This window comes from Cognatishimia sp. (assembly GCF_964229375.1).
GTDB lineage: Bacteria > Pseudomonadota > Alphaproteobacteria > Rhodobacterales > Rhodobacteraceae > Cognatishimia.
Genome location: NZ_CAXREH010000099.1, coordinates 1 through 23791 on the forward strand (window position 1 = coordinate 1; position 23791 = coordinate 23791).

The window sequence follows — 23791 nt, forward strand, 5'->3', positions numbered from 1 at the left end:
GGTTGAGCAATCAGCATGCGGCAACTGTTTGTCCCCAGATCCAGCGCCGCATACAGCTCACTTGGATCGGGTCGGTTTGGCGCGGGGCTCTCTACCGGTTTTGGGAACGCGCCCGCACCTTTGGGACGCTTTGGCGCCATATCACACGCCTTCCATATCGAGTTGGATCAAGCCTAGACGCGATGCTGCGATCCTGCAATCCCCGCGTCATTCCAATTCAAGAAGATCATTAAGATTTTTCACGGCGCCCCCTGTGGAGCGGTCGCGATAAACCGTCTATGACACAAGAGGTCGCAGCTTGTGTCCCATAAGTCGAAAACGAACATAGAGATCTCCCCCCCTGTGATTACCTAGGTAACACCGAAAAAGAGGTAGAATCAGATTATGCATGATGTCACGATTGTTTATTGGCGCGATATCCCGGCCCAGGTCATTGTGGGCAAAGGTCGTCGCGGCGCGAAAAAACAGCTCGCAGAGCGGTTTGAGCAGGCGATCGACCGTGCGGCGATGAAAGTCGGCGCGGCGGACACAGATGCGTATCTGGCCGAGTGGCGCAAAGCTGCCCCCTATCAAATGGACGGTACCCCTGCTGACATCGTCGAGGCCGAAGCGGCCCGACTGGAAGCAGAGTTTGATCAGGAGAAAATCAAAGCCCTGATCGCAAATGAAGGATGGGCATGACCCGCGCGCGGGGCAATCAGCTTTGGGAGGCCGTCATGGCGCTTTTGAATTTTAAAAAGAAAACCGACACCGGAACAATTGTAACACCCGAGGTCGAAGCCTTTCTTGACGGCTATTCCATCGAGGTAATGCCGCGCACGGCCGAAAAGGTCGAAGATTTCCGCGATCTGCTGCCTCAGGGCACGCGGGTTTACATCGCGCATATCGAAGGCACGCCTATCGAGGACATGGTGAAAACCGCCGCGCGTATCGCTGGCGAAGGCTATGATGTGATGCCGCACTTCCCGGCGCGGATCATCAAAGACGCCGCGACCCTGGAAAACTGGATCGCGATGTATCAAGGCGAAGCGGGCGTCAAGCAAGCGCTGTTGCTGGCCGGTGGCGTCACCACTCCACATGGCGATTTCGACAGCTCGATGCAGCTTTTGGAAACTGGACTGTTTGACAAGGCGGGTTTCACAAATCTGCACGTCGCAGGCCACCCAGAGGGCAACAAAGACATCGACCCTGATGGCTCTACCAAGAACGTTGACGACGCGTTGCGCTGGAAAAACAAGTTCAACGAGACCACCGACGCCTCCATGGCGCTGGCCACCCAGTTCGCATTTGATGCACAGCCGATCATTGCTTGGGCAGACAGCCTGAAAGAAGCCGGCATCGATCTGCCGATCCACATTGGTATCGCAGGGCCAGCCAAGCTTCAGACGCTGATCAAGTTTGCCATCGCCTGTGGCGTTGGACCGTCGTTGAAAGTGCTGCAAAAGCGCGCGATGGACGTCACAAAGCTGTTGCTGCCCTATGAACCAACAGAGGTCATCGCAGAGCTGGCGGCACACAAAGCGGCAAATCCGGACTTCAACATCGAGAAAGTCCACTTCTTCCCGCTGGGCGGCATCAAAACAAACGCAAAATGGGCCATCGAAAACGGCGGTTCCTCTACCAAACCTGTGAACGGATAACTAAAATGACCAAAACCGTTGTCGAATCCGGCTCCAAAACCGCAATTATTGGTTTTGACCAGCCTTTTGCCGTCATTGGCGAGCGCATCAACCCAACCGGACGTAAAATCCTGAACGCAGAGCTTGAAGCGGGTGATTTCTCTCGCGTCGAAGCGGATGCCATCGCACAGGTTGAAGCCGGTGCGACCATTCTGGACATCAACTCGGGCGCTGTTTTCAGCAACAAGATGGCCGAAGACGTACGTTATGCGGACAACAACTTTGTTGAGCCGGATCTGATGCGCAAGCTGGTCGAAGTTGTGCAGAACGTAACGGATTGCCCGCTGTGTATTGACTCCTCGGTGCCTGGCGCACTCGAAGCAGGTCTGGAAGCCGCCAAAGGCCGCCCTCTGTTGAACTCTGTAACCGGCGAAGAAGAGCGCCTGGAGCTGGTTCTGCCGCTGGTCAAAAAATACAACGTGCCAGTCGTTGCGATCTCGAACGACGACACCGGTATCTCAGAAGATCCTGAAGTGCGCTTTGCCGTTGCCAAGAAAATCGTAGAGCGCGCGGCTGACTTTGGCATCCCAGCGCATGACATCGTGGTTGACCCGCTGGTGATGCCGATCGGCGCCATGGGAACCGCGGGCTTGCAGGTTTTTGAACTGAACCGCCGCCTGCGCAACGAGCTGGGTGTGAACACAACGTGTGGTGCGTCCAACATTTCCTTCGGCCTGCCAAACCGCCACGGCATCAACAACGCGTTCCTGCCAATGGCGATGGCAACTGGCATGACCTCTGCGATCATGAACCCAGTGGCCCTGCCCGTTGGTCCTAAAAAGATCGCGGAGAAGAAAGCCGAACTGGAAGCATCGGGCATCGTCATTCCAGCGGATATGGATGATGAGACATTCGTCACCATCTTCGGCATGGGCTCGACCAAACCACGCGCTGGTAAGGAAATGGAAGCGATCCGCGCAGCCAACTTCCTGACCAACAACGACGACGGTGGTGCGGCATGGATCCAGTTCAACAAGGCTCCTGCCAAAGACGGTGAAGAAGGCGGTCGCGGCCGTCGCGGTGGCGGACGTCGCCGTCGCGCTTAAAAAAGCGACGAACCTAAATTCAAAAGCCCCGCTTGTTCAGCGGGGCTTTTTCTTTTCTAGGCGCAAGAATTCGCTCACGCAGCGCTTTTAAAGCTTAGCGTAGCGCATTGATTTTACGAACCAAAGCAGACGTTGCAGGATGCACATCTTCAAGATCCGCGCCTTCTTGGACAGCTGGCAAAAGTTTGTTCGCAAGCTCTTTGCCCAGCTCGACACCCCATTGATCGTAAGAGTTGATCCCCAGAATAATGCCCTCGACAAACACGCGATGCTCGTAAAGCGCAACGATCTGACCAAGGACAAAGGGTGTTAGCTTTTTGTAGATCAGAGTGGTGGACGGTCGGTTGCCCGCAAAGACACGCTGCATCGCGTGCGCTTCAAGCGCCTCGCCTTCGTATCCTTTGGCGGCCATGCGGTCTTTGGCGACATCATAGCTACGCCCCAGCAACAGCGCTTCGGATTGCGCTAAGCAATTGGCGAGAATGGCTTTATGGTGCTGCTCCAGCGCCGGTTCGTGGCCAGATGCGCCGACCATGAACTCACATGGCACAACCTGTTTGCCCTGATGGATCAGCTGATAAAACGCGTGCTGACCATTGGTGCCCGGCTCGCCCCAGACAATTGGACCCACAGTCTGTGACACCTCTTTGCCATCCCGCGTGACGCTCTTGCCGTTGCTCTCCATCTCCATCTGCTGAAGATAGGCCGGAAAACGCAGCAGCCGCTGTTCGTAAGGCAGAACCGCGCGGGTGCCATAGCCGTGTACCTGATGATGCCAAATACCGACCAGAGCCAGGGCAACGGGCATGTTTTCCGTCAGATCCGCAGAGACAAAATGCTGATCCATCGCCTGAGCCCCGCGTAGGAAGTCTTTGAAATCATTATATCCAATCGCAAGCATGATCGACAGACCGATTGGGCCCCACATCGAGTAGCGCCCACCGACCCAATCCTCAAAACCAAAGACCCGCCCTGCAGGAATGCCGAACTCTGAGGTGGCTTCAAGGTTGGTTGAAATCGCAGCAAACTGCGCGGCAGGATCCGTAACCGATTGCGCCATCCAGTCACGGACGGACCCGGCATTCATCATGGTTTCCTGAGTGGTAAACGTCTTAGACGCCACCAGAACCAATGTCGTCGCAGGATCCAAACTGTCCAGCGTATCTGCAAGATCTGCGCCATCGACATTCGAGATGAAATGAGTCTTTGGACCATCCGCATAGGGTTTCAGCGCAATCGTCGCCATGACAGGACCAAGGTCGGATCCGCCGATTCCGATGTTCACAACGTCGGTGATCTTGCCGCCCTGGCCGGTAAATTCACCAGAGCGGACCGCATCGGCAAATGCGCTCATCTTGGCCAGAACGTCTTTCACGCCCGGCATCACGTCGGCTCCGTCTACCGACACCGGACCGCCATCTAGATTGCGCAAAGCTGTATGCAGCACCGCGCGGTCTTCGGTGACGTTGATCTTTTCACCGGCAAACATCGCATCACGCCATTTGGCGACCTCGGCTTGCTCGGCAAGCTTGACAAGATCTGCCCAACAGGTCGGGGTGATGTCGGTCTTTGTAAAGTCAAAATGCAGATCGTCAGCGGAAACTGAAAACGCATCTGGACGTGCTTCATCAGAAAAAAGGTCTACGATTTTAGCCGCTTGCGCCTGATGAGCCTTTAGAACATCCCACATGAATTTACTCCGTCCAATGAACTGTTGCGCCGGTCAGAACGGCGGCGATGGGCGCTTCGACATGCGGCAGATGCCGGGCTCTTTGCAGGGCGTCCATTTTGTCCTGCCCCTTGAACACGATGTGTTTGGCGATCGCTCCGTTCAGAACACGTGCAGACAGGGTGATGCGGGCCTCGGGCTGGCTTTCCGGGCGCACCGGCAACAGAATCGGCGCGTTTGCATCAAGCGCGGCGGCGATGTCCGGGCTGTCTGGAAACAGCGACGCCGTGTGCATATCCGCGCCCATCCCCAGAACGGCCACCGCAATCGGCAAATCCGCCTCGATTGCCGCCATCAAACCGTCCAGCGAGGCTTCGGGTTCAGGTGTTTCTGCGTAAAGCGGGACCATTCTGGCTGCGGCCGCACGGTTCACCAACAGACGCTCGCGCACAAGGCGCGTGTTAGAGCGTGGGTGGCTTTCAGGCACCCAGCGTTCATCGGTCAAGATCACATCAACGCGCGACCAATCCAGATCAGCCGCGCAAAGGTCATCAAAGATCGGGCCCGGCGTCGTGCCCCCGGGCACCGCCAGCATCGCACGATCCGCATTGTGCAGCGCGATGTTCAGATCTCCGGCGATCCTATTGGCCACGTCGATGGCCATCATATCCGCGTCGATGTATTTTTCGATGTTCATTGGCCTATGTCCCGCCAGTTTCGTCCATCCCGCTCGATCAGAAGATCTGCGTCGGTTGGACCATTAGAGTAACTTTCATAAGGCTTTGGCACGTCGTTGCGTGCCTCCCAGCCCTGAATGATCGGATCAGTCCAGGCCCAGGCGGCCTCGACTTCGTCATCTCGCATGAAAAGCGTCTGATTGCCCCGGATCACGTCCATAATCAGCCGCTCATAGGCATCAGGCGTATCCGCATCCTCACCCAAGGCTTCGGCAAAGCTCATGTCCAGCGGCACATCCATCAGACGCATGCCGCCCGGCCCCGGCTCTTTGATGGTCACCCGCAGGGTTATCCCCTCGTCCGGCTGCAACTGAATGCGCAGCTCGTTGTGGTGCTCGCCCGCTTCTGGCCCAAAGATCGAATGCGGCGTTTGCTTGAACACCACGTTGATCTCACTGTCGCGTGCCTTCAGACGTTTGCCCGTGCGCAGATAGAACGGCGTTCCAGCCCAACGCCAATTGCTGACATGACACTTCAGCGCGATATAGCTTTCCGTGCGCGAGCGCGGATCCCCGACATCTTCGCGATAGGTAACCTCGGTGTGGTCATCAGTATATTGGCCGCGCACGATGTGGTGCGGCTCAACCGGTGTCAAAGCGCGGATCACCTTGAGTTTTTCGTCGCGCACAGCGTCCGGCTCAAAGAAGGACGGAGGCTCCATCGCGGTCAGACACAAAAGCTGCATCAGGTGGTTCTGCACCATGTCCCGCATGGCGCCCGATTTGTCGTAATAGGCGCCACGGCCCCCGACGCCGACGTCTTCGGCGACGGAAATCTGAATATGATCAATGTATTGGCTGTTCCATAGGGGTTCGAACAACATGTTGCCAAACCGAACCGCCATCAGGTTTTGCACGGTTTCTTTACCCAGATAGTGATCGATCCGGTAAATCTGGCTTTCCGCAAAGTGACGACGCAAAGTGGCGTTCAATGCCTTGGCGCTGTGTTCGTCGCGGCCAAAGGGTTTTTCGACCACGATTCGTGTGTTGCCATCGACAAGGCCATGGGTTTTCAGCCGGTCAGCCAGTGGTTCAAACAGGCTTGGCCCTACCGAGAAATAAAACGCGCGCACTTTGTCAAACTGCGGCAGCTTGGCGACAAGATCAGACCAGCCCTCGTCTCCCAAAGCGTCAATCGTGACATAGTCCAGCGTCTGAACAAATCCGGCGATCTGATCGGGCTCTGGTGCGCCCAGTGCGTCCTCGACGGCATGAACAACAAAGTCCTGAAAGCCCTTTTGGTTCATATCAGAACGCGCGGCCGCGATAATCCGCGATCCTGCGGGCATCTGCCCATCACAATAGCGCTTGAACAGACCAGGCAGGATCTTGCGTCGCGCCAGATCTCCGGTGCCACCAAAGATAATTAGATCGAATGTATCGACGGGAATAATTCGCGAAACCATATTCTTTGCCCCTCTGCCCGGACACCAGTTCAATTGTTAGCGCAAACACCGCCTATCAATTGACCACAGGTTAGGCAAGACTACTTCACATCTCTGTCAGTATATCTGTAACAACTTTCCCTCATAGGCATATTTTCCTAAACAGCCCAAACCAAGAGAAAGACAGGCATATGAAAGACGCGGTCAACTTCGGCAAGTTTCAGGACCCTTTTGTTACGGCAAAGGGCGAAAAACGAGCGCATGTGCCGCTGTCCAATCCGGAAACGCTCTGGTTTAACACAGGCACGCTCTGCAATATCGAGTGTGCGAACTGTTACATCCTCAGCTCGCCGACCAACGACGCCCTTGTCTATATCACCGCCGACGAGGTCAGCGACTATCTGGATCAACTCGAAGACCGCAACTGGGGCGTGCGCGAAATCGCCTTTACGGGTGGCGAGCCCTATATGAATCCAGAGATGAACGAGATGACGCGCCGCAGCCTGGAGCGCGGCTACGACGTTTTGATCCTGACCAATGCGATGATGCCTTTGCAACGCAAGAAGGTGAAAGAAGGCCTTTTGAAACTGAAGGCTGACTTCCCCGGCAAAATCACCATGCGGATTTCAATCGACCACTGGTCCAAAGAATTGCACGACAAAGAGCGCGGACGCGGCAGCTATGATCGTATGGTTGTCGGGATGGAATGGCTGCGTGACAACGGGTTCAAGATGACCATCGCAGGCCGCACTGTCTGGGGCGAAAGCGATACAGAAAGCCGCGACGGCTATGCCGCCCTGTTTGAGAAATTCGGACTTGATATCGACGCCAGAAACCCCGGCGAAACCATCCTGTTCCCGGAAATGGACGAAACGGTTGAAGTGCCGGAAATCACCACCCAGTGCTGGAGCATTCTCAACAAGCAACCCACCGAAGTCATGTGCTCAAACTCTCGGATGGTGGTCAAGCACAAGGGCGCGGATGCCCCAAGCGTTATTGCCTGCACCTTGCTGCCCTATGAGGAAGAATTCGATTTCGGCCGCACGCTGGAAGAGGCCGAAAAGCCTGTGCTTTTGAACCATCCGCACTGCGCGAAATTCTGCGTTCTGGGTGGTGCGAGCTGCTCGGCGTAAGATGCCCCAAAAACTGATGATTTATCCACAATGGCGATGCAGCCATTGCACCCCATATGCTGCCTCTGTTATAAAAGCTTCAACTAAATATTGAGCCCAAGACAGAAGCGAGCCAAGACTTGAGCGACACGCCAGAAACTCCTGAAAACGAAGAAGAAAACATCGTAGAGCGTATGCATCACGACGGTCCGTCTGTGACCATCGAAGAAGAGATGCAGACCTCTTATCTCGATTATGCGATGAGCGTCATCGTGAGTCGTGCGATTCCCGACCTTCGTGACGGGTTAAAACCGGTCCACCGCCGCATCCTTTACGCGATGCATGAAACCGGAAACAGCCACGACAAAGCCTATCGTAAATCCGCGCGTCCTGTCGGTGATGTGATGGGTAAATACCACCCGCACGGCGACGGCGCGATCTATGACGCGCTGGTGCGGATGGCGCAGGATTTCTCGATGTCGCTACCGCTTTTGGACGGTCAGGGCAACTTTGGTTCCATGGATGGCGATAACCCGGCTGCGATGCGCTATACAGAGGTGCGCATGGACAAGCCGGCGGCCTTTATGCTGGCGGATATTGAAAAAGACACGGTTGATTTTCAGGACAACTACGACGGCAAAGACCAAGAGCCGACGGTCCTGCCCAGCCGGTTCCCGAACATGCTGGTCAATGGCGCGGGCGGTATTGCCGTCGGTATGGCCACCAACATTCCGCCACACAATCTGGGCGAAGTCTGTGACGCGACGCTGGCCCTGATCGACAATCCGGATCTCAGCTCGGAAGAGTTGATCGAATACGTGCCCGGCCCTGATTTCCCAACGGGCGGCATAATGCTGGGCCGGTCTGGCGCGCGCAAAGCCTATCTGGAGGGCCGTGGTTCGGTCATCATCCGCGCCAAAACCCGCGTCGAGGAGATCCGCAAAGATCGTTATGCGATTGTCATCGACGAGATCCCCTATCAGGTGAACAAAGCCTCGATGATCGAAAAGATCGCGGAACAAGTGCGCGAGAAAAAGATCGAAGGTATCTCGCACGTTCAGGACGAATCTGACCGCAACGGTGTGCGCGTGGTTGTCGAACTTAAGCGCGATGCCACCGCAGAGGTCGTTCTGAACCAATTGTTCCGTTTCACGCCGATGCAGACATCCTTTGGCTGCAACATGCTGGCGCTGAATGGCGGTCGCCCAGAACAGCTGACCCTGCGCGCCTTTTTGACGTCCTTCATCGACTTCCGCGAAGAAGTCGTCGCGCGGCGCACGGCCTATGAGCTGCGCAAAGCGCGTGAACGCAGCCACATCCTGTGTGGTCTGGCCGTGGCTGTGTCCAATGTGGACGAAATCGTTGCGACCATTCGTTCCTCTGCCGATGCGGCCGAGGCACGCGAAAAGCTGATGACACGCAAATGGCCAGCCGCCGACATCGCGGGTTACATCCGTCTTATCGACGATCCGACCCACACGATGAATGACGACGGCACCTATAACCTGTCTGAAACGCAGGCCCGCGCGATCCTTGAACTGCGTCTGCAGCGTCTGACACAACTGGGCGTCAAAGAGGTCACAGACGAGCTGGAAGAGCTGGCGGCCAAGATCAAAGAATATCTCGAAATCCTCAGCTCGCGAGAGCGGATCATGGGGATGATCGCGGATGAACTGTCTGAAGTTAAATCCAAATTCGCCGTGGATCGCCGCACAGAGATCGTCGACTGGTCTGGCGACATGGACGACGAAGACCTGATCGAACGCGAGGACATGGTCGTGACGGTCACCTCTGGTGGCTATATCAAACGCACCGCCCTCGCCGACTTCCGCGCCCAGAAACGGGGCGGCAAAGGCATTTCCGGGATGCAGACCAAAGAAGAGGACGTGGTCACCACGCTCTTTGTGGCCAACACCCACACGCAGCTCTTGTTCTTCACCACCGACGGCATGGTTTATAAGTTGAAAACCTGGCGCCTGCCGCTGGGGGGCCGTACCGCCAAAGGTAAAGCCATCATCAACATTCTGCCGATTCCGCAAGGCGTCTCGATTGCCGCGATCATGCCGGTGGATCGCGATGAAAAAGAATGGGACGATCTGCAGGTTGTCTTTGCCACCGACCGTGGCACCGTGCGCCGCAACAAGCTGTCGGATTTCACCAATGTGAAAGCCAACGGCAAAATTGCGATGAAGTTTGAAGGTGATAGCGAAGATTGGTCGATGATCGACGCCCGCATTGCATCAAATGATGACGACGTGATGCTGGTGACGAACTCCGGTCGCGCCATCCGCTTCCCGGCAACCGATGTGCGCGTGTTCAACTCGCGGGCCTCTACCGGTGTGCGTGGCGTGAAACTGGGCGAGGACGATCGCGTTGTATCGATGTCGATCATTCGCCACTTTGACGCAAGCTCGGACGAACGCGCCGCCTATCTCAAGATGCGCCGCGCTGTGGCTGGGGCCGTTGACGACGATGGCGCAAGCGACGAAGAGGCCGATGAAAACGCGACCATCAGCCAAGAGCGCTATGCGGAAATGTCCGCGGCGGAAAACCTGATCCTGACCATCACCACAGGCGGCGCGGGCAAACTGTCCAGCTCGCATGACTATCCGGTGCGAGGTCGTGGCGGCATGGGTGTTGCTGCGATGGACAAAGCAATGCGCGGCGGCGAGCTGGTCGCATCTTTCCCGGTTGAGATGGGCGACCAGATCATGCTGGCAACCTCGAAAGGCCAGTCGATCCGCGTTCCTGTGGATGGCATTTCGTTCCGCTCACGCTCTGCTGGCGGTGTGCGCGTCTTTAACACCGGCAAGGGTGAAGAGGTCGTGTCCGTCGCCTGGATCGCAGAACAAAACGAAGATGACGAGGCCATCGAAGAGTAATCTGTCAGGCCTTCAGAAATGCAAAAAGCCCCGAGACACCTCGGGACTTTTTCGTTTTAAGATAATGCCTTACAGGCCGTAAATCTCGCCAAACTTCAACTCGAGATAGTCGAGCAAAGGCGCTGGTGACACTGTCGATCCGGTCGCATGATTGATCGTATCGACCGGCTTACGCAAACCACCGTGTTGTTGCAGGTTTTTACCCAACCAGTCTGTCGCAGCCGATGTATCGCCCTGCGCCAACTGTTGATCCAGATCAGGCACAGCCGCACGCATCGCTGCATTCAGACAGCCTGCATAGACATTGCCCAGCGAATAGGTTGGGAAATAGCCAAACAGACCGACGGACCAGTGCACATCTTGCAAAAGACCGTGGCTAGGTTTGTCGACCTTATAGCCAAAGTCCGCTTCAAAACGGTCGTTCCAAGCGGCTTCAAGATCGCTAACTTGCAGATCTCCGGCCATCAGGGCCCGCTCCAGACCAAAGCGCAGCATGACGTGCAGATTGTACTGCACCTCGTCTGCCTCGGTTCTGATATAGCCCTGCTTGACCCGATTCACCGTGCGATAGAACTCATCCGCAGAGCCAATGCCAAAATCACCGAACTTGGCCTGCATCTGCTCATAAAGCCATCCTGTGAAGGCCCGAGACCGCCCGATCTGGTTTTCGTAAATCCGACTTTGGCTTTCATGCACGCCCATCGACACTCCGCGCCCCAGAGGGGTCAGCAGATAGTCGCCTGAGATGTTCTGCTCATAGCAGGCGTGCCCGACTTCGTGAATTGTCGAATAAAAACAGTTAAATGGATCGGATTCGTCGACCCGCGTGGTGATCCGCACGTCAATGCCAGAGCCAGAGCTGAACGGATGCACCGCCTTGTCGATCCGGCCTTTGTCGAAATCGTACCCAAAGGCTTTGGCCAAAACGTGGCTCAGTTCCATCTGCGCGGCCTCAGCGAAGTTGCCCGTCAGCGCTTTGGGTGCTTCTGCGGCCAGACAGGCTTCGCGCAAGGCCACCAAGCGCGGCCGCATTTCGTCAAAGATCGCGGCGATTTCACTGGCTTTGGTGTAGGGCTCATAGTCCTCAAGCAGCGCATCGTATGGATCGCCTCCCGCGGCCAGCGCGTCGGCTTCTTGGCGACGCAAATTGACCACCTCTTCCAAGATCGGCAGAAAGGCCGCCACGTCCTCATCCGCGCGCGCCTGCGCCCAGAGGCCCTGCGCTTTGGACGTAACCCGCGCCAACTGGCTGGCCAGTTCAACCGGAACTTTCTGGGTGCGTGCATAGCTTCGGCTGACTTCGCGCAGCTGCGCTTGACCGGCCTCGTCCAGATCAGTGGCATCAATCGATGCGATCCAATCTGCCACGCGCGGGTCGATCCGGCGTGCGTGCAGAACGGTTTCCATCGCGGCCATTTCCTCGGCACGCTGCGCCGCAGATCCACGCGGCATCACGGTTTCCTGATCCCAACCAAGACGCCCAGCAACCTGACCCAGCGCTTGAGTTTCACGCTGGAACGCCATCAAATCATTAAAAGAACTCATTCAGGCCTCACGAATAGAAGTTGAAATTGGATAGAAAGACAGGAAGCGCGCACGCAGGATCAAAACCCACAGCAACACAGCCATGACCTGATGCAAAATGGCCAGCTGCCAAGGGGCCACGTAAAGGACTGTGACAATGCCCAGCAGAATTTGCACCGTCAACGCTGCCATCACCGCATTAAACGCAAAGCGCGTCGCAGAATGCGCAGACCCCCGCGCCCGTCGCCAGACAACAATCGCAAAGGCGACCAGCAGATAGCCCCACATCCGGTGGATAAACTGTACAAGGCCCGGGTTCTCAAAGAAATTGGTCCACCACGGCGTCAGGGCGAAAGCATCGGGCGGGAAAAAACCGCCAGCCATCAATGGCCAATCCGTAAAGGTACGCCCCGCGTCAATTCCGGCAACTAAAGCCCCCAGCAGGATCTGCACAAAACTTGCGTGCAACAGGCCTGTGGACAAGGAAAACAGCTTTGTTTCTTTGCCCCGACGCGCTTGCATCAGATCTTTTTCAGGCCGCGCCAGCAACAGGCTGTACCAAGCCAGGAACCCAAGAATGACGAAAGCAAGACCAAGGTGCGTCGCAAGGCGATATGAAGCGACGTCAAGGCGCTCTCCGGTCAACCCCGATGACACCATCCACCAGCCAATCGCCCCTTGCAACCCGCCTAAAATGCCGACAATCCACATGCGCCGCGCCCAGCCCGTGGGAATATTGCGCGTGACAGCAAATCCCAAAAAGCCCAACGCCCAGACAAGCCCGATCGCGCGGCCAAGCTGGCGATGGCCCCATTCCCACCAGTAGATCACCTTGAATTCAGCAAGGCTCATGCCTTTGTTTTGCAACTGATATTCGGGGATCTGTCGGTATTTCTCGAATTCTTCTTCCCAGACCTCGGCCGACATCGGCGGCAATGCGCCCGTCACTGGTTTCCATTCTGTGATCGACAGGCCAGAGTCCGTCAGGCGTGTCAGACCGCCCACGGCGATCATCAGAACGACCATCGCAAACAGAATACCAAGCCAAATCCGTATGCCGCGCCGCGCGCCTTTCGGGGCTTGGTCAATCACGCCACCAACAGGTGCCGCAACTGCGCTTTTTTCGCCCACGTCTTCAAAGATGCTGCGCTTCTCGCTCATCGCTGGATCCTCAACTGATCTTATTTCGCCAGAGATTAGGTCGCCAGTCGGTGGGCTTCAAGTGCGCTCAATCGTCCCGACGCTCTTTCCAGCGCACCATTTGCCGCATCATACCGTGCAGCATCTGAATATCGGCACGCGTCATCGGGAACCGCGACCACATATTCCGCAGATTGATTTTCATGCCTTCCGCCTTGGGTTCCGGGAAAAAGAACCCCGCTTCGTCCAGACGATCCTCAAAATGACGCGACAGCGCCTCTACATCGCCTTGGCTGGCCCAGTCGCTTCCCGCCATCGACATCCGCTCAGGTTCCGCAGAGGACGCGCCCCGCATCCACTCGTAAGCGGTCAGCAAAACGCATTGTGCAAGGTTCAGCGACGCATACTCGGGATTAACGGGCACATTGATGACCGCGTTTGCCAAGGCAATGTCGTCGTTCTCTAGGCCTGCACGTTCGGGCCCATAAAGCACGGCAACCTTCTGACCTGACTGAATTTTCTCACGCGCGATCTGCATCGCGTGTTCCGGCGTCATGACCGGAACCGTCAGATCACGGGACCGCGCCGTTGTGGCAAAGACATAAGTGCAATCCGCCACCGCGTCAGCTGTTGATCCGCAAATCTGTGCCTCGTCCAGCAAACGTCCGGCACCTGATGACATCGCGATGGCCTTTTGGTTCGGCCACCCATCGCGCGGGTTGACGATGCGCATCCGGTCCAGCCCGAAATTCCACATGGCCCGCGCGGCACCACCGATGTTTTCACCCATCTGCGGGCGCACCAGAACCATCACCGGTTGCGGGGTTTCACTGGGCATATGGGCCTCCTAACTTGATCCGCCCGCTCATATCGCGCTGAACTAGGGCAAACAACCACCCTCTTCCCATGTCATCGAAAATACTGAACACTCAAATGGTGCTGAAATCAGTTTGCGAGGCCCCAGAATGGCACTGGACGACGGACTTGTTGAAATCCTGCGCGAGGATCTTGCGCAAGTGACCAACGTCACGGAAAAGCGCATGTTCGGCGGGCTGTGCTTTATGTTGAACGGCAATATGCTATGCGGCGTTCACAAAAACGGCGGCATGTTTCGGGTTGGCAAAGAGCACGAGGCTGCGGCGCTTGCGATCTCGGGCGCGCGGCCAATGGATTTCACCGGGCGTCCTATGGCGGGCTTCATTGACGTGGACGACGCGTTGATGGGCGACGACGACCGGCGACAGCAGATTTTGGCATTGGCCCAAGCCTATGTAGGCGCGATGCCCGCGAAGTAGGTGCTGCACAGAGCCGGATAGCCAAGCGTAGAAATCCGCGCTATAGGGGGCAAAACAGCACCGAAAGACGCGCCATGGCAGAGCAAGACCTTCCACAGATCTATTTGATTACGCCGCCAGAGTTTGAACTGAGCACTTTCCCAGATCAGCTGGCGAAAGTTCTGGACGCGCATGAGATTGCCTGCGTCCGCGTAGCACTTGCGACACGCGACGAAGACCGTCTGAGCCGAGCCGCCGACGCCATTCGCGAGGTCTGCTATCCACGCGACACGGCCCTTGTCATGAGCGAACACGTCCTGTTGGCCCAACGTCTTGGGCTGGATGGGGTGCATCTGCTGGACGGCGCGCGCAGCGTCCGCAAGATTCGCAAAGACCTTGGTGACGATGCGATTGTCGGCTCGTTCTGCGGTGCGTCGCGCCATGACGGTATGTCAGCGGGTGAAAGTGGTGCCGACTATGTGGCCTTTGGACCCGTTGGCTCGGCCTCGTTGGGCGACGGCAGTAAGGCTGAGCCCGACCTGTTTGCATGGTGGTCGGAAATGATCGAAGTGCCAATCGTGGCCGAAGGCGATCTGAATCCCGAGATCATGCGCACGCTTTCTCCGATCACCGACTTCTTTGGTATCGGCGAAGAAATCTGGCGCACAGACGACCCAAGCGCACAGCTTTCCGCTTTTATTGAGAACATGAAGTAAAGGGATTATCCCTTTACTTTCAATTTCTTAAAAGCCCAACGCAACCTATTGATTAAAGCAAGGTGCGTTCCACCACCCAGTACAGCCCGATTGCGGAAATCACCAAGGATCCGGGGATTGCGATAAAGCTTCTGTACCAAGGTTTGCGGCCAAACCACAGACCCACCGCCAGGAACGCGATGGCAATCACTGTCAGTTGCCCGACCTCTACCCCAACATTGAACCCGATCAGTGCGGGAATAAACTGAGCCGTCGGCAGCCCAAATTCGCCGAGCACCGAGGCAAAGCCCAGACCGTGCAACAGGCCGAACCCAAAGATCACCATCGGCCGCCACTTCGTGAGCTCGCTCGTGCGGACGTTTTCGATGCCAACATAGACAATAGACGCGGCAATCAGCGGCTCGACCACGCTTCCGGGCACCACAACCCAGCCCAAGGCCCCCAAGGCCAGCGTCACAGTATGCGCCAAGGTAAAGGCCGAGACCTGCCACAACAGCGGACCCATGCGCAGGCTGAAGAAGAAAAGACCAAGCACAAACAGGATGTGATCCAGCCCTTTGGGAAGAATGTGGTCAAAACCGACGGGAATATAGGTCACAAAGGTTTGCCAGCCGTTCAGTTCCTGGCCGCCCGACAGTTGAATTGCCTCAGATGTCGTGCCGCCGGCGACGATCCCCGTAAAGGGCGCCTCTACACCTTGTTGGCGCAGCACAAGATCGCCATAGGTCTCTCCCCAGGCCACGGTCACGGCGCGTGCGCTGGCTGGAATACTTGCGGTGATCGTGGCCAGGCCCAAGCGGGCGACATCAGGCACGGCTTCGGCGCTGACCTGAACGTCGCTTAGGCTGAGCGCAACAGGAATGCCGTCTGCGCTCACCTCGATACCTGACAAAAACGCGTCCGCACCGGCCTTAAAAAGGGCTGCTACCTCAGAGCCGGGCAAGGCCTGCAGCGCATCATAATCGGCGGCTTCGGCGGCCTCGTCTGTGTCACTGACAGCGGACAAATCGATCCCCGCCAAAAACGCTTCGGCATTCAGCCGTAATTCCAGCGTCAGGGTCGTGTCCTCAACCGATAAATCCGCGATTGTTGGATTGGTTTCATGGGCTTGCGCAAACGTGAGCGTCAGAAGCATTGACAAAACGGTCAGGACCTTCAGCTTTAGAAGCGAAAAGAGTGAGTGTGTCATGCGTATCCCTGCCCTGATAGTAACCAAACTTGTTGTCTTATGCGCCGCTATGCCGGCGATTGCCCATGAGTTTTGGATCGCTCCGGAAAAATATCAAGTCGAGATTGGCGATAAGGTCACAGCCGACTTTGTGAACGGCGAGAATTTCGGCGGTGGCGTGCTGGCGTGGTTTGACAATCGGGTGGATATGGCCGCGGCGGCCCTGGGCGCTGAGCTGATGCCGATTGAAGGACGCCTGGGCGATGTCCCTGCCATAACAGTCACACCCGAAACGGCTGGGTTGCTGGTGATCGTCTCTGAGGCCGCGCCCTCGTCGCTGACGTATCGCGCGCCGGAAAAGTTCGAGGCGTTCGTAACCCACAAAGACCTGAACGCGGATCTGGACGCCCAGACCTATCCCTTTAAAGAGGCCTATTCCCGTCACGCGAAAGCACTTGTGCAAGTCGGCAACAGCGAAGGGCAAGACCGCGCTCTGGGCATGAAGACCGAATTTGTTGCGCTTGAGAACCCATATACCGACGACATGTCTGACGGGCTGGACCTTTTGCTTTTGTATCAGGGCGCCCCGCGCACGGATGCCCAGATAGAAGTCTTTCAAAAGAGTCCAGAAGGCGACGTTGAAATAACGCTATACCAAAGCGATCAAAGCGGGCGTGTGACGATCCCTGTGCGCGCGGGGCACAGGTATCTTGTTGATTCTGTTGTCCTTCGCCGACCTGCGCCGGAAACTTTAGAGCGTGTCAGCACGCCAAAGACTGTCCAATGGGAAACCTTATGGGCCGCTTTGACATTCGCGATCCCTGACTAGCCCCTTGCACCGGCCGCGCTTTCTGGCGACAAGCGGGTCATGACGCATTCATACGATATCATCTGCATCGGATCCGTCCTCTGGGACATCATCGGCCGCGCCCCTGTACACATGCGACAGGGCTCTGACGTGGCAGGGCGCATCACGCGCCTGCCCGGTGGCGTGACGATGAACATTGCAATGACCCTCAGCCGGTTTGGCATGCGGCCAACGCTGTTGACGTCGATCGGACGGGACGCAGAGGGCGAAGAGCTTTTGCAGGCCTGCAAGGAACTGGGCACCGGCACGGACTATGTTTACCTTTCCGACGACCTACCGACAGACAAATACATGGCAGTCGAAGGGGCCAATGGCCTGATCGCGGCGATTGCCGACGCCCATTCTCTGGAAGCTGCAGGCGACAAAATCCTGCGTCCCCTGATGGACGGAACTTTGGGCAGCGAAGACGCGCCCTATCAGGGTTACATTGCGCTGGATGGCAATCTGACCCAGCGGTTACTGGAAAACATCGCTGTCAGCCCGGCGTTTTCCCAAGCCGACCTGCGCGTGGCCCCAGCAAGCCCCGGCAAGGCCGAGCGTCTGGTGCCCTTCCTGAACCACACACGCGCCACGTTGTATGTGAACCTGGAAGAAGCGGGCCTGCTGTGTCAGCAAGACTTCGAGACCAGCCGCGACGCGGCCGCAGCCCTGCTGAAACGCGGTGCGCGGCGTGCCTTGGTGACCGATGGCGGCAATGATTGCAGCGACGGCACTGCCGAAGGCATCCTCAGCCAGACGCCCCCCGAAGTTCTTGTGACCCGCGTAACCGGCGCGGGCGATACATTTATGGCCGCACATATCGCGGCCGAGAAAAGCGGTGCATCCCGTCAAGATGCGCTTAGCCGCGCGCTGCAATCTGCAGCGATCTATGTCTCTGGAGGCAACCCCTAAATGACCCTTTTCACCCTCTCCGAGGACGTCGCGGCCGCCAAAGCTGCGGGCAAACCGATTGTTGCATTGGAAAGTACCATCATCACACATGGCATGCCCTACCCTCAAAATATCGAGGTCGCGCGCCAGGTCGAAGCAACGGTGCGTGCCGAAGGCGCTGTTCCGGCCACAATCGCGATCTTGGACGGAGAGCTGTTGATCGGACTGACCGACGCCCAACTCGAACAGCTCGCACAAGCCAAAGACGTCATGAAGGTCTCACGGGCGGATATGCCGGTCTGCATGGCTGCAGGGCGCAACGGAGCGACCACAGTCGCCGCCACAATGATCGCCGCGCATCTGGCGGGCATTTCGGTGTTCGCAACCGGAGGAATCGGTGGCGTGCACAAGGGCGCGGATCAAAGCTTTGACATCTCGGCCGACTTGATGGAGCTGGCCCAGAAGCCCGTATCCGTTGTCGCGGCGGGTGCAAAAGCCATCTTGGACATCCCTAAGACGCTCGAAGTGCTTGAAACACAGGGCGTGCCCGTGATTGCCTATGGTCAGGACGCCTTTCCTGCCTTCTGGTCGCGCACCTCAGACCTTGCCGCGCCGCTGCGCATGGACTCGGCTGCCGACATCGCCAAAGCCTACCTCTTGCGCGCCAAAATGGGCCTGCCGGGCGGTCAGCTGATCGCGAACCCGATCCCGGAAGAGGACGAGATTGCCGCAGATGTTTTGGCCCCCATTATTGCCGAAGCAACCGAGGCCGCCGAGGCGCAAGGCATCTCTGGCAAAGCCGTGACGCCGTTTCTCTTGTCGCGAATCTTTGACACAACCGAGGGCAAATCCCTGACCGCCAATATTGCGCTGGTGTTGAACAACGCCCGCCTTGCCTCACGGATCGCCGCCGAAATCAGCGATTTGTCGGCGGAATAGGCACGTTCCTGAACCAACTGACGGCATCGAGTTGAAGCCCGTCTGAAATCTGCCTATTTACCGCCTACGCCAGCCTTGCCCAGACGAGCCCATTTATGACCACGCCTTTTGACGATCAAAACCAACCCAAACGCCCCGGCTTGATCGGCGGGCTGCGGTCGTCATTCCTGACAGGCCTTGTGGTGATCATGCCTGTCGGCTTTACGATTTGGCTGTTCTGGACGTTCATCGGCTGGGTCGACAGCTTTGTGCTGCCTTTCGTTCCTGACTTTTATCAGCCCGAAAATCTGGTGCGCTGGGTCATTGGCGATGACATGTACAACCGCTGGATCGGCGAAGATGTCGCCATCAATATCCGCGGCGTTGGCGTTGTCATCTTTTTGTTCTTTACGGTCTTTGTCGGCTGGATCGCCAAGGGCCTGATCGGGCGCTCGCTGATCAGCTATGCCGAAAACCTTGTCTTGCGCATGCCCGTCGTGCGCTCGATCTATTCCGGCGTCAAACAGATTGCCGAGACCGTTTTCGCCCAGTCCGACCGCAGTTTCGAAGAAGCCTGCCTGATCCAATACCCCCGCAAAGGCATCTGGGCGATCGGCTTTGTCTCGACCACGGCCAAAGGTGAAATCAACCGACGCGGCGGCGAGGATGAAGGCCAGCTGTTGTCGGTCTTTGTGCCAACGACGCCGAATCCGACATCAGGCTTTCTGCTGTTCTTTCCGGAAAAAGACGTGATCAAACTAGAGATGTCGGTCGAAGACGCGGCCAAACTGGTGATCTCGGCAGGTCTGGTCTATCCAAACGGCTCTGACCCGACAAAGCCCCCGGCACCCTAGCCGTAAAGCGCCGGCAGATCGACCGAGCTTTCGCGCCCCAGCCTGTCAAAATTCTGATCCAGAAATGCGATTGCGGCCCTTTGTCCGGCCTCTTTCAACCTGCCAAGGATCGAAGGAATGGGCACCATCTTGGTGGCGGCACTCAGATCATTCATCAAAGAGTCATCCGCGATCATATGCACATGGACGTCTTTCATCTGACCCTGCGCGAGCGTGCCGTCCTTTAGCATCCGTTTCACAAAAGCAATCGCGCGCAACTCCGCCAACAACGAGCTGTTGAAACTGACCTCGTTCATCCGTGACTGGATCTGCGCCGGTGTCTTTGGCGTCTCGGCGCGTTCAATCGGGTTGATGTTCACAATGACAATGTCTTCTGGCAGATCCGCCCGAAACAGCGGCCAAAGCGCGGGGTTTCCTGTATACCCCCCGTCCCAATAGGCATCTGTCACCCCTGTTTTCGGATCCGTAATCTCGACCGCCTGAAACACCGTCGGCAAACAGGCCGACGCCAGAATGGCGTCCACCGTCACCTGCGATCCTGTGAAAATCTTGGCTTTACCGGTGCGTACATTGGTGGCGCAGACAAACAGATCCGGCCCCTCAAGGCTGCAGATGCGGTCAAAATGGAAGGACCCAACCAGCGAGCGCAGCGGATGGGCATAAAATGGGCCATAGGCATAGGGCGAGAAAAACCGGCTTGCCAGATCCGTCATCACATAGCCCGGCGAATACTCCAGAGCCTGCGAAATCGCGTCAGCCTCAAATCCTGCCAGCCAATCGGAAAATCCGCCCCCAGACAAAGCGCCCATCTTGGACCAAAGCCAGTCCAGATTTTCCAAGGCCGCAGAACGGCTTCCAAGCGCCATGCCCGACTTCAACGCCGCGCCATTGAGTGCGCCAGCAGAGGTGCCTGTGACCGATGCAATTTCAATTTCCGGCACCTGCAAAAGCACATCCAGCACGCCCCAGCTGAACGCCCCATGCGCGCCCCCACCCTGCAATGCCAGATTTATGCGCACCACGACCCGATCTTTCTCTTGCCCAAAATATCCAAAAACCGCGCGCTAAAGCGCGGTCCAGCCGCCATCCACAGAAAGCGTCGTGCCTGTAATCTGCGCCGCCGCATCCGAGCACAGAAACACCGTCGTGCCGCCCAGTTGCTCGACCGTCGCGAACTCTTTGGAGGGCTGGCGGGTCAACATGACATTCTTCACGACCTCGTCGCGGGTCATATTGTATTCTTTCATGGTGTCAGGAATTTGCGCCTCAACCAGGGGCGTCAGCACATAGCCCGGACAAATCGCATTACAGGTGATCGGCTCTTGAGCGGTCTCTAGAGCCACGGTCTTGGACATGCCAACCACGCCATGTTTTGCGGCAATATAGGCCGCCTTAAAGGGCGATGCGGTCAACCCATGCGCCGACGCGATATTTACAATCCGGCCCCAACCGGCTGCGCGCATCAGCGGCAGGGCTGCAGCTGTCGTGTGAAACACAGAGTTCATATTGATCGCAATAATCGCATCCCATTTTTCTACTGGAAATTGATCAATCGGCGCGACGTGCTGAATGCCCGCATTGTTCACAAGGATGTCGCAGGCACCGGCATCGGCGATCAGTTGGCGGCACTCATCGCCCTTGGACATGTCGGCTTTGATATAGCGCGCCGTGACCCCAAACTCTTGGCCGATCTCTGCTGCAAGTGCGTGATCTTCGTCCCGATCCGTAAATGAATTCAGCACCACATCGGCCCCAGCCCGCGCCAGTTCACGCGCCACCCCCAGGCCAATGCCCGAGTTGGATCCTGTAATAACAGCGGTTTTTCCGTTCAAACTCATGGCAGCTCTCCTCAAACACACAACATTCACCATTTCGCAGGTGCAACATAGCACTTTGCAACTGCAACATAAGCAGCAATCCGCATCAGGGGTAGTATTACGTGAAACGTGCCGCTCGCAGCCTCAAACCAAAAAAAACGCCCGCACGAAGCGGGCGTAAAGTTATTGAGGCAGGTTTCATACAGGCAAGAAACCTATCGAGCAGTGACTTCTTTATAAGCAATCTCCGGCTGAGAGTCCAAGCTAAAAGTTTGATATGACTGGAATCCCATGTAGGCTGTCACCAATCATAAAATCCAAACAGGGATTGTTTAACCAATGCGACCAGTAAGATTCACTCTGTTCTTAAGGAAAGCAACGGCTTTGGCCTTTGTTTTAATGGCTCCGAGCGCTTTTGCAGAGCCCAAACATGGCATCGCCATGTATGGCGAACCTGCAATGGGGCCAGACTTCGTTTCTCTACCCTATGTGAACCCAGATGCCCCCAAAGGTGGCCGAATCGTTACAGCCAATACGGGTGGTTTCGATTCGCTGAACCCCTATATCCGAAAGGGGAGCGTGCCGTGGCAATTGCGCTTTTTCGCGGTTGAAAGCCTGATGGGACGCAACCGCGACGAGCCCTTTGCCCTCTATGGTCTGCTGGCGGAAACCATTGAGACGGGCCCGAATCGTGAGTGGGTCGAGTTCACGCTAAGGCCCGAAGCCAGATTCTCTGACGGCAACCCTGTCACCGTCGAAGATGTGATTTGGTCCTTTGAAACACTCGGCACAGTGGGACATCCGCGCTATCGCGGGTTCTGGGGCAAGGTTGGCTCTATCGAAAAAACCGCCGAACGCTCTGTGCGCCTGACTTTCAATGTGGATGACCGCGAACTGGCCCTGATCGCCGGGCTGCGCCCCATTCTGCAAAAAGCGCAATGGGAGGGCCGCGACATCAACGACTCTACCCTTCAGGATATCCCGATCACCACATCACCCTATGTTGTGAGCGATTTCGAGGCAGGCCGCTATGTCACCCTGACCCGCAACCCCGATTACTGGGGCAAGGATCTTCCCCTGCGGCGCGGCACCAACAACTTCGACACCATCCAGATTGAACACTATGGCGACGGTGACGTGCTGTTTGAGGCCTTCAAAGCTGGTGAAGTCTCGTTTGTGCGCGAGTTCAATGCAGAAAACTGGGCCAGCCGCTATAATTTCCCGCGCGCGCAGTCCGGCGAAGTCGTGCAATCTGAAATCACCCACGAAAAACCCTCGGGCATCACCGGCTTTGTGATGAACACACGCCGTGCACCGTTTGACGACATCCGCGTGCGCGACGCGCTGATGCACGCCTTCAACTTTGAATTCGTCAACGACGCGATGACCAATGGCCGCCAGCCACGCATCACCAGCTATTTCAGCAACTCGGTGCTGTCCAAACAAGAAGGCGCCGCAACCGGCCGCGTCGCAGAGTATCTGGCGCCTTATGCAAACAGCGTTCCAGAAGGCACGCTCGAAGGCTATGCGCTGCCGGTCTCTGACGGCTCCGAGCGCAACCGCGCGAATGTTGTCAAAGCGATGGACCTGCTGACAGAGGCTGGCTTCACCGTAGAGGATGGCGTCATGACACAGCCTGACGGCACGCCCTTTACGTTCGAGATCCTGATGAAGCAATCGGGCAGCGGCTTTCAGGACGCAGGTGCTGTGGCCGACATCTATACCAAAGCGCTCGAGCGTCTGGGGATCACGGCAACCGTCGTTACCGTAGACAACGCCCAATACAAAGAACGCGAAACGGCCTTTGACTTTGACATGACCTACTACCGCCGGTCTCTGTCGCTCTCGCCTGGCAATGAACAGAACCTCTATTGGGGATCTGCGGCGGCGGACACCGAAGGGTCACGCAACTGGATGGGCGTTAAATCAGACGCCATTGACGGTCTTATCAATGAAATGCTGACCGCCAAGACACAGGACGATTTCGTGGCGGCCACGCGTGCATTGGACCGCGTTCTGACCGCCGGTCGCTATGTGATCCCCTTCTGGAACTTCACCGTCGGACGCATCGCGCATGACAAATCCATGAAGTTCTCAACCGACTTCCCAATCTATGGCGACGGCGTCGACTGG

Annotated in this window: 21 protein-coding genes and 1 pseudogene; 12 read left to right on the plus strand and 10 right to left on the minus strand. The window is 56.9% G+C overall.

Features of this window, described 5'->3' with window-relative positions; genetic code table 11:
• Positions 1–140, minus strand: a pseudogene (locus tag ACEQWH_RS07635) (Ppx/GppA family phosphatase); the annotation flags it as partial.
• A gap of 244 nt (positions 141–384) precedes the next feature.
• On the opposite strand from ACEQWH_RS07635, the gene ACEQWH_RS07640 reads away from it, so the two are divergent.
• From ACEQWH_RS07640 to ACEQWH_RS07650, 3 genes are read left to right on the plus strand one after another with little or no spacing between them, the layout of a single operon-like run.
• Positions 385–681 (plus strand): virulence factor, encoded by a 297-nt coding sequence (locus tag ACEQWH_RS07640; protein ID WP_370229380.1) that lies wholly within the window; start codon positions 385–387, stop codon positions 679–681.
• Between the two features lie 35 nt (positions 682–716).
• Entirely contained in the window at positions 717–1640 is a 924-nt protein-coding gene (locus tag ACEQWH_RS07645) for a methylenetetrahydrofolate reductase (RefSeq protein WP_370229414.1), read from the plus strand.
• A 5-nt stretch (positions 1641–1645) separates the two neighbouring features.
• Entirely contained in the window at positions 1646–2725 is a 1080-nt protein-coding gene (locus ACEQWH_RS07650) for a methyltetrahydrofolate cobalamin methyltransferase (RefSeq protein WP_370229381.1), read from the plus strand.
• A 94-nt stretch (positions 2726–2819) separates the two neighbouring features.
• Here the strand turns inward: ACEQWH_RS07650 and pgi are convergent, their stop codons facing one another.
• Genes pgi through zwf form a run of 3 tightly spaced genes read right to left on the minus strand, consistent with a single transcriptional unit; the run spans position 2820 to position 6536 of the window.
• Complete coding sequence (gene pgi, locus ACEQWH_RS07655; RefSeq protein WP_370229382.1) at positions 2820–4415, minus strand: glucose-6-phosphate isomerase; 1596 nt, start codon at positions 4413–4415, stop codon at positions 2820–2822.
• 4 nt (positions 4416–4419) lie between these two features.
• Complete coding sequence (gene pgl, locus ACEQWH_RS07660) at positions 4420–5091, minus strand: 6-phosphogluconolactonase (protein WP_370229383.1); 672 nt, start codon at positions 5089–5091, stop codon at positions 4420–4422.
• A complete protein-coding gene (zwf, locus tag ACEQWH_RS07665) occupies positions 5088–6536 on the minus strand; it encodes a glucose-6-phosphate dehydrogenase (RefSeq protein ID WP_370229385.1) in 1449 nt (482 codons plus the stop codon). Before zwf ends, pgl begins: the two co-directional genes overlap by 4 nt.
• Positions 6537–6706: 170 nt before the next feature.
• On the opposite strand from zwf, the gene ACEQWH_RS07670 reads away from it, so the two are divergent.
• Together ACEQWH_RS07670 and gyrA are read left to right on the plus strand one after the other, a co-directional pair.
• Positions 6707–7648 carry a radical SAM protein gene (locus tag ACEQWH_RS07670; protein ID WP_370229387.1) on the plus strand — a complete coding sequence of 314 codons (942 nt, stop codon included), beginning with the start codon at positions 6707–6709 and terminating at the stop codon, positions 7646–7648.
• Between the two features lie 119 nt (positions 7649–7767).
• Positions 7768–10509: a DNA gyrase subunit A gene (gyrA, locus tag ACEQWH_RS07675; protein WP_370229389.1), complete on the plus strand. Its 2742-nt coding sequence runs from the start codon at positions 7768–7770 to the stop codon at positions 10507–10509.
• 69 nt (positions 10510–10578) lie between these two features.
• Here the strand turns inward: gyrA and ACEQWH_RS07680 are convergent, their stop codons facing one another.
• The 3 genes from ACEQWH_RS07680 to ACEQWH_RS07690 form a co-directional block, all read right to left on the minus strand.
• Complete coding sequence (locus tag ACEQWH_RS07680; RefSeq protein WP_370229390.1) at positions 10579–12054, minus strand: carboxypeptidase M32; 1476 nt, start codon at positions 12052–12054, stop codon at positions 10579–10581.
• Positions 12055–13194: a heme A synthase gene (gene ctaA, locus ACEQWH_RS07685; protein ID WP_370229392.1), complete on the minus strand. Its 1140-nt coding sequence runs from the start codon at positions 13192–13194 to the stop codon at positions 12055–12057.
• 67 nt (positions 13195–13261) lie between these two features.
• Positions 13262–14011 (minus strand): RNA methyltransferase, encoded by a 750-nt coding sequence (locus ACEQWH_RS07690; protein ID WP_370229394.1) that lies wholly within the window; start codon positions 14009–14011, stop codon positions 13262–13264.
• 127 nt (positions 14012–14138) lie between these two features.
• Here ACEQWH_RS07690 and ACEQWH_RS07695 point away from each other — a divergent pair, with 127 nt between their 5' ends.
• A complete protein-coding gene (locus tag ACEQWH_RS07695; RefSeq protein ID WP_370229395.1) occupies positions 14139–14468 on the plus strand; it encodes a TfoX/Sxy family protein in 330 nt (109 codons plus the stop codon).
• 74 nt (positions 14469–14542) lie between these two features.
• Positions 14543–15163, plus strand: a complete 621-nt coding sequence (locus tag ACEQWH_RS07700; RefSeq protein ID WP_370229397.1) for a thiamine phosphate synthase — start codon at positions 14543–14545, stop codon at positions 15161–15163.
• Between the two features lie 52 nt (positions 15164–15215).
• Here the strand turns inward: ACEQWH_RS07700 and ACEQWH_RS07705 are convergent, their stop codons facing one another.
• Positions 15216–16352 carry a HupE/UreJ family protein gene (locus tag ACEQWH_RS07705; protein WP_370229399.1) on the minus strand — a complete coding sequence of 379 codons (1137 nt, stop codon included), beginning with the start codon at positions 16350–16352 and terminating at the stop codon, positions 15216–15218.
• A 49-nt stretch (positions 16353–16401) separates the two neighbouring features.
• Between ACEQWH_RS07705 and ACEQWH_RS07710 the strand changes: the two genes are divergently transcribed.
• From ACEQWH_RS07710 to ACEQWH_RS07725, 4 genes are all read left to right on the plus strand, one after another.
• On the plus strand, positions 16402–17160 hold the full coding sequence (locus ACEQWH_RS07710; RefSeq protein ID WP_372521392.1) for a DUF4198 domain-containing protein: 759 nt from the start codon (positions 16402–16404) through the stop codon (positions 17158–17160).
• 39 nt (positions 17161–17199) lie between these two features.
• The gene (locus ACEQWH_RS07715) at positions 17200–18090 is read left to right on the plus strand and encodes a PfkB family carbohydrate kinase (RefSeq protein WP_370229402.1); all 891 of its coding nucleotides are present in this window, start codon (positions 17200–17202) and stop codon (positions 18088–18090) included.
• A complete protein-coding gene (locus ACEQWH_RS07720; protein WP_370229404.1) occupies positions 18091–19008 on the plus strand; it encodes a pseudouridine-5'-phosphate glycosidase in 918 nt (305 codons plus the stop codon). It begins immediately after the preceding gene.
• Positions 19009–19103: 95 nt separating this feature from the next.
• Entirely contained in the window at positions 19104–19841 is a 738-nt protein-coding gene (locus ACEQWH_RS07725) for a DUF502 domain-containing protein (protein WP_370229406.1), read from the plus strand.
• On the opposite strand, the gene ACEQWH_RS07730 is transcribed toward ACEQWH_RS07725, so the two are convergent.
• Entirely contained in the window at positions 19838–20863 is a 1026-nt protein-coding gene (locus ACEQWH_RS07730; RefSeq protein ID WP_370229407.1) for a patatin-like phospholipase family protein, read from the minus strand. The two genes, ACEQWH_RS07725 and ACEQWH_RS07730, sit on opposite strands and share 4 nt — an antisense overlap.
• A gap of 42 nt (positions 20864–20905) precedes the next feature.
• A complete protein-coding gene (locus ACEQWH_RS07735; RefSeq protein WP_370229409.1) occupies positions 20906–21679 on the minus strand; it encodes a 3-hydroxybutyrate dehydrogenase in 774 nt (257 codons plus the stop codon).
• A gap of 318 nt (positions 21680–21997) precedes the next feature.
• Here ACEQWH_RS07735 and ACEQWH_RS07740 point away from each other — a divergent pair.
• Positions 21998–23791, plus strand: a 1794-nt coding sequence (locus ACEQWH_RS07740) for an extracellular solute-binding protein (protein WP_370229412.1), incomplete at its 3' end; no start/stop codon positions are given.

Excerpts from the sequence above, each read along its gene's own strand:
- ACEQWH_RS07725 (WP_370229406.1), top strand. The coding sequence starts at position 19,104 with ATGACCACGCCTTTTGACGATCAAAACCAACCCAAACGCCCCGGCTTG.
- ACEQWH_RS07715 (WP_370229402.1), top strand. The coding sequence starts at position 17,200 with ATGACGCATTCATACGATATCATCTGCATCGGATCCGTCCTCTGGGAC.
- ACEQWH_RS07640 (WP_370229380.1), top strand. The coding sequence starts at position 385 with ATGCATGATGTCACGATTGTTTATTGGCGCGATATCCCGGCCCAGGTC.
- ACEQWH_RS07705 (WP_370229399.1), bottom strand. The coding sequence starts at position 16,352 with ATGACACACTCACTCTTTTCGCTTCTAAAGCTGAAGGTCCTGACCGTT.
- ACEQWH_RS07695 (WP_370229395.1), top strand. The coding sequence starts at position 14,139 with ATGGCACTGGACGACGGACTTGTTGAAATCCTGCGCGAGGATCTTGCG.
- pgi (WP_370229382.1), bottom strand. The coding sequence starts at position 4,415 with ATGTGGGATGTTCTAAAGGCTCATCAGGCGCAAGCGGCTAAAATCGTA.
- ctaA (WP_370229392.1), bottom strand. The coding sequence starts at position 13,194 with ATGAGCGAGAAGCGCAGCATCTTTGAAGACGTGGGCGAAAAAAGCGCA.
- ACEQWH_RS07700 (WP_370229397.1), top strand. The coding sequence starts at position 14,543 with ATGGCAGAGCAAGACCTTCCACAGATCTATTTGATTACGCCGCCAGAG.
- ACEQWH_RS07710 (WP_372521392.1), top strand. The coding sequence starts at position 16,402 with ATGCCGGCGATTGCCCATGAGTTTTGGATCGCTCCGGAAAAATATCAA.
- ACEQWH_RS07720 (WP_370229404.1), top strand. The coding sequence starts at position 18,091 with ATGACCCTTTTCACCCTCTCCGAGGACGTCGCGGCCGCCAAAGCTGCG.
- zwf (WP_370229385.1), bottom strand. The coding sequence starts at position 6,536 with ATGGTTTCGCGAATTATTCCCGTCGATACATTCGATCTAATTATCTTT.
- pgl (WP_370229383.1), bottom strand. The coding sequence starts at position 5,091 with ATGAACATCGAAAAATACATCGACGCGGATATGATGGCCATCGACGTG.
- ACEQWH_RS07650 (WP_370229381.1), top strand. The coding sequence starts at position 1,646 with ATGACCAAAACCGTTGTCGAATCCGGCTCCAAAACCGCAATTATTGGT.
- ACEQWH_RS07670 (WP_370229387.1), top strand. The coding sequence starts at position 6,707 with ATGAAAGACGCGGTCAACTTCGGCAAGTTTCAGGACCCTTTTGTTACG.
- ACEQWH_RS07690 (WP_370229394.1), bottom strand. The coding sequence starts at position 14,011 with ATGCCCAGTGAAACCCCGCAACCGGTGATGGTTCTGGTGCGCCCGCAG.
- ACEQWH_RS07680 (WP_370229390.1), bottom strand. The coding sequence starts at position 12,054 with ATGAGTTCTTTTAATGATTTGATGGCGTTCCAGCGTGAAACTCAAGCG.
- ACEQWH_RS07645 (WP_370229414.1), top strand. The coding sequence starts at position 717 with ATGGCGCTTTTGAATTTTAAAAAGAAAACCGACACCGGAACAATTGTA.
- ACEQWH_RS07735 (WP_370229409.1), bottom strand. The coding sequence starts at position 21,679 with ATGAGTTTGAACGGAAAAACCGCTGTTATTACAGGATCCAACTCGGGC.